4 protein-coding genes and 1 tRNA gene are annotated in these 4802 nt (G+C 71.4%); 3 read left to right on the plus strand and 2 right to left on the minus strand.

Annotation, left to right across the window (positions count from 1 at the left end; translation table 11 throughout):
* Positions 1 to 138: 138 nt before the first annotated feature.
* Positions 139 to 693 (minus strand): GNAT family N-acetyltransferase, encoded by a 555-nt coding sequence (locus tag ACFRMQ_RS38230; protein WP_380735486.1) that lies wholly within the window; start codon positions 691 to 693, stop codon positions 139 to 141.
* Positions 694 to 768: 75 nt separating this feature from the next.
* Between ACFRMQ_RS38230 and ACFRMQ_RS38235 the strand changes: the two genes are divergently transcribed.
* Entirely contained in the window at positions 769 to 1377 is a 609-nt protein-coding gene (locus tag ACFRMQ_RS38235; protein ID WP_380735487.1) for a TetR/AcrR family transcriptional regulator, read from the plus strand.
* A gap of 227 nt (positions 1378 to 1604) precedes the next feature.
* On the opposite strand, the gene ACFRMQ_RS38240 is transcribed toward ACFRMQ_RS38235, so the two are convergent.
* Positions 1605 to 1680: transfer RNA gene (locus ACFRMQ_RS38240), tRNA-Arg, on the minus strand.
* Positions 1681 to 2341: 661 nt separating this feature from the next.
* Between ACFRMQ_RS38240 and ACFRMQ_RS38245 the strand changes: the two genes are divergently transcribed.
* Together ACFRMQ_RS38245 and ACFRMQ_RS38250 are read left to right on the plus strand one after the other, a co-directional pair.
* Entirely contained in the window at positions 2342 to 2941 is a 600-nt protein-coding gene (locus ACFRMQ_RS38245) for a single-stranded DNA-binding protein (protein ID WP_380735488.1), read from the plus strand.
* A 354-nt stretch (positions 2942 to 3295) separates the two neighbouring features.
* Positions 3296 to 4738, plus strand: coding sequence for a Cys-Gln thioester bond-forming surface protein (locus ACFRMQ_RS38250; RefSeq protein ID WP_380735489.1), 1443 nt, complete (start codon positions 3296 to 3298; stop codon positions 4736 to 4738).
* Positions 4739 to 4802: the final 64 nt, after the last annotated feature.

The following is a 4802-nucleotide window of genomic DNA, read 5'->3' on the forward strand; positions in this document are numbered from 1 at the left end:
CGCCGGGGGGGCGTCGGCGCTGGGGGGCACGTGGGCGGCGTGCCGGGCGCGCCCCGCGGGGCCTGTGGGCGGGGCCCGGTGTACAACGGGGGTTACCACCGGCCCCCGCCGCGTGCGGGGACGTGCCGGGTCCCGGGGTCAGCCCCGGGAGGCGGCCGTCCACTCCGGGGCCAGGACGGCCCAGATCTCCTTGTCGTAGCGGACCCCGTTGTACGGGTACCACTCGCGCAGCACGCCGTCGCGGGTCATGCCGAGCCGCTCGGCGACGGCCCGGCTGCGGGTGTTGACGGAGGCGCACCACCACTCGGCGCGGTGCAGGCCGCGGGTGACGAAGGCGTAGTCGAGCAGTTGCCGGACGGCGGCGGTGATCAGCCCGTGGCCCTCGCCGGCCGGCTCGGTCCAGGCGCCGATCTCGCAGACGCCGGACTGGGCGTCGAAGCTGACGAACATCACGCCGCCGACCAGCGTGCCGTCCAGCCAGATGCCGTAGATCCGCTTCTGGTCGGCGGCCAGGCCGTCGGCGTAGCGCTGGAGGGTGGTGCGGGCGGATTCCAGGTCGACGGAGAAGGTGGCCCAGGGGATCCACGGGTCGGTGTGGGCGCGGGCGCGGTCGAGGTGGGTCAGGAACTCGGCGGCCTGCCAGGGCTCCAGCGGGCGCAGTTCGGCGTTCTCGGTGAGCGGTACGGCAAACACGGGCGGCCTTTCACGGGTGGTGCTGAGGTGGGCTGGTCCATTCATAACAAACGTTTGGTATGTACGATAACCCCCATGACACCGGCCCGTGGAGACCATGACGCCCGCCGCTCGGAAGTGTCCGAGGGGGTGTGGCGGGTGTTGTCCAGCCGGGGCTTCGAGGGGCTGACCCTGCGTGCGGTGGCTGCCGAACTCGGGGCCTCGACGGGGATGTTGACGCACTACTTCCCGAACAAGCGGGCACTGCTCAGCCACGCGCTGGAGGAGCTGGACCGGCGCTCGCTGGCCCGGCCCCGGCGCACCGCCCCCGCCGACGGCGGCCCGGAGCCGGCCGGACTGGCCCGGGTCCGGGCCTCGCTGCTCGACGTCCTGCCGCTGGACGGCGACTCCGCGGCCGACAACCGGATCTGGGTGGGCTCCTGGGACCACGCGCTGGCCGACCCGGAGCTGGCGGCGGCGCACGCGGGCCGCTACGCGCGCTCGCGCACGGCGCTCACGGCGCACGTCGCGCAGGCCCAGCGGCTGGGGGAGCTCCCGGCGGGGGCCGATCCGGCCGCCCTCGCGGCGGGGGCGCAGGCCTTCGTCCTGGGGCTGGTGGTGCAGGCGCTGTTCGCCCCGGAGGAGTTTCCGGCGGATCGGCAGGTGGAGTTGCTGGACGCCTATCTGGCCGGGCTGGCGGAGTAGGCGGGACCGGTTCGTCCGCCGGTCCGGTGTTTACCAGGGGGAGTTCGCGTGGTGATTCGCCCGGAATACCGGTTGTTCCGAGCGGCCCTTGTCGCCGACACCGCGACACGCATTGTCACGAGCTCTGTGCGGTGAGTGCGCGGATCGGTTGCCCGGGAGGGATTACCGTGCGGACCGCATCGGGCACGGAAAGTGTCCGTCGGTGCCATGGCCTGCGGAATTGCGGGTGGTGCCCCCAGCAGGATTCGAACCTGCGACCTACCGCTTAGAAGGCGGGTGCTCTATCCGCTGAGCTATGGGGGCGGGGCGGGCGGCGCCCTGGCGGGCGCGACCGTGGGCCGGGATCGGGCTGGCGAGCGCCGGGGCGCGCGCTGTCCGGCCCCGGGCCCGAGGGTGGGGGTGGTGGGCCCTCGCCCTGTCGGGGACAGGATAAGGGTGTCCAGTTCCCGGGCCGGGTGCGACGACACCGCCGTTGGTGTGTCGGTTCGGTGGAGCGGTCCGATAATCGCAGGTGAAGGCCGTGAGTGCAGCGGTCTGGCAGCGTTCCGCGCCGGACGTTGTGCAGTCGTTACGGGGCTGCCGCCCCACCCGTTATGGATTCGGCACGGAGAATGTGTCGTCCGCGGCGCGGGTGGGGGCCCTATTCGCGGTTGCGCCGGTCGGATGACGTGCGCGGACGGGCGTCGGGGCGCCTTCCCGAGTGGGTTCCGGAGCGTGTTCCCGGGCCGGTTCCGGGATGTGTCGACGGGGCGGCGAGCAGCGGGTTTGTTGTCATGGCCGCGAAGAGCAGGGGGCGAAGCAGTGGCGGAGGGCTGAAATTCACCCCTGCGGGTGACAAAAGTTCCACAGGCCCGAGTTATCCACAGGATTTCGGAAGTCAGTGGCCGGGATTTCTTTCCGAGTGCACGCTCAAGGCGCACCGATCGATTCCGTACGGTGCATCGGCGAGAGCGGAGGGTGTGCCGTGAGCGAGACGCATGTGACGGTGACCGGCAATGTCGCGACGGAGGTGAGCTACGGCGAGACGAGCGGCGGGGTGCCGATGGCCAAGTTCCGGCTCGGCTGCACCGAGCGGCGGTACGACCGGCAGCGCGAGTGCTGGGTGGACGGCGAGACGCAGTGGGTGACGGTGACGGCCTGGCGGGCGCTGGCGGTCAATCTGATCGGTTCGTTGTCCAGGGGCGATCCGGTGCTGGTGAGCGGCCGGCTGCGGGTGCGCGAGTGGGTGGAGGGGGAGGCGAAGCGCGGGCGGGTCGAGATCGACGCCCGGTCGGTCGGACACGACCTCACCCGTGGTACCACGGCGTTCCGTTGGGCCGCGGGGGTGCGCGGGCAGCCGCCGGGCGGTGCCGGTCCGGGGGTGCCGGAGCCCGCGCCGGAGCCCGGGGGTGAGGTGGTGCCGGCGTGGATCGTCAGCGCGCTGGAGGCGCGCAGGGCCTCCGTGCCGAGCTCCGGAGCGGCTTCCGCGGTGGCCCCGGAGGTGACTTCAAAGGTGACTTCGGGGGAGTCGGGCGACATGGCGGGGAAGGGGCGCGGAGGTGACGCCGAGGGCGCGCTGACCTGACCGGCCGGTGACCTCACCTGTCGACAAATATGTTGATCGAGAACGTCGTTGTGCCCGCACGCGCAATCCGACGGGATAACGGAAAACGGTCGCCGACAATCTGCCCGACCGTCAGTTTGTGTGGGACTTGAGGGGGTTGATAACGATCCAGATACGGAATCGTCCTGATTTCGCATGGGGGTTTCGAGGCCTCGGGGGCTCAATAGGATTCGTCTGGTTCATACCCGCAGTGGTGCCACAGGGGGCACACGCGGAACGGCAAGTCGGCGGGCCGCCCACTCGGAGCGGCTCGGCCCGGAGGGATCCCAGATGTTCCAGAGGCAGGGGCGGAGTCTGTCCCGGATAACCACTGTCATGCTCACGACCAGCATCGCGCTGGGCGGAGGCCTGTTCGCGGCCGGTGCGGCGGTCGCGGCCGGCTCCCCGACCTCGGGCGTGACGGCGGAAGTCCAGAACGAGATTCTCGGCGAGAAGATCGACGTCGGGGGCCGGACCGTCAACGGCGGTCTGTTCACCCTCCAGACGAGCGCCGGCGAGAAGCTCCGGACGTACTGCATCGACTTCGACAACCCGGTCTACCTGGACAGCAGCGCCAAGTACCACGAGGCGGACTGGTCGGCGAGTTCCCTCAACAGCAACGCCAACGCCGCCAAGATCCGCTGGATCCTGGACAACTCGTTCCCGCAGGCGGGTCTGGCGTCCCTCATCACGAACAGCCACGTCGAGGGCCTGACCGAGGCGGACGCCGCCGCCGGCACCCAGGCCGCGATCTGGAAGTTCTCGGACAACAAGACCGCCATCCCGCAGAACGACAAGGCCAAGCGGCTGCGCGACTACCTGGTCGGCGACGCCAACAAGGGCGTCGCGGCCGAGCCGAAGCCCTCGCTGACCCTCTCCCCGGACTCGGCGTCCGGGAAGTCGGGCGGCAAGCTCGGCCCGTTCCTGCTGAACTCCAGCGCGAACGAGGTCAAGCTGACCGTCACCGGCGACGCCGCCGACAAGGTCAAGCTGCTGGACAAGGACGGCAAGCCGGTCAACGGCAGCCTGGCCGGTCCGATCGCCAAGGACACCCCGCTGTTCCTGGACGTGCCGGCCGGCACCCCGGACGGCAAGGCCGCCATCAGCGCCGCCGCCGAGGCCAACGTGCTCAGCGGCCGGGTCTTCATGAGCAAGGTGGACGCCAAGGGCCGCCACAGCCAGACCATGATCCTGGCCGGCTCCACCAAGGTGAACGTCGCGGCCGGCGCCAAGGCCACCTGGAAGCAGGGCAAGGGCGCGCTGATCGACAGCACCGCCAAGGAGGAGTGCGCCGCCGGCGGCGTGCGGGTGTCCGTCACCAACACCGGTGACGAGGCCGCCACCGTCACGGTCGGCAAGCAGCAGGTCGCCGTCCAGCCGGGCAAGACCGAGAGCGTGCTGGTCAAGGTCGAGGAGAAGAGCGGCTACGACTTCACGGTGACCGGCCCGAACGGCTACTCCAAGCAGTTCACCGGCTTCCTGGACTGCAAGGTCGGTGTGACCCCGACCGCGGCTCCGTCCGCCCCGGCCGAGACCGGCACCCCGAGCGCCGCCCCGTCGGGCACCCCGTCGGGCACCCCGAGCACCGGCGCCGTCCAGCCGGCCCCGTCGACCACCAGCGCCGCCCCGGGCACCGGTGGCCTGGCCCAGACCGGTGCCAATGACTCGACCCCGATCCTCGCCGCCGTCGCCGGTGGCCTGGTCGTGGCCGGTGGCGCCGCGGTCTTCGTCCTGCGCCGTCGTGGCCGCCACGGTGGTGGCGCGGCCCACACCGCCTGAGCCATCTGAACCGTCCGGACAGTCTGAACCGCCCGGCCTTCCGAGCCGCCCCGGCCTCCCGAGG

This window comes from Kitasatospora sp. NPDC056783, assembly GCF_042789895.1.
In the GTDB taxonomy this organism is placed as follows: Bacteria; Actinomycetota; Actinomycetes; order Streptomycetales; family Streptomycetaceae; genus Kitasatospora.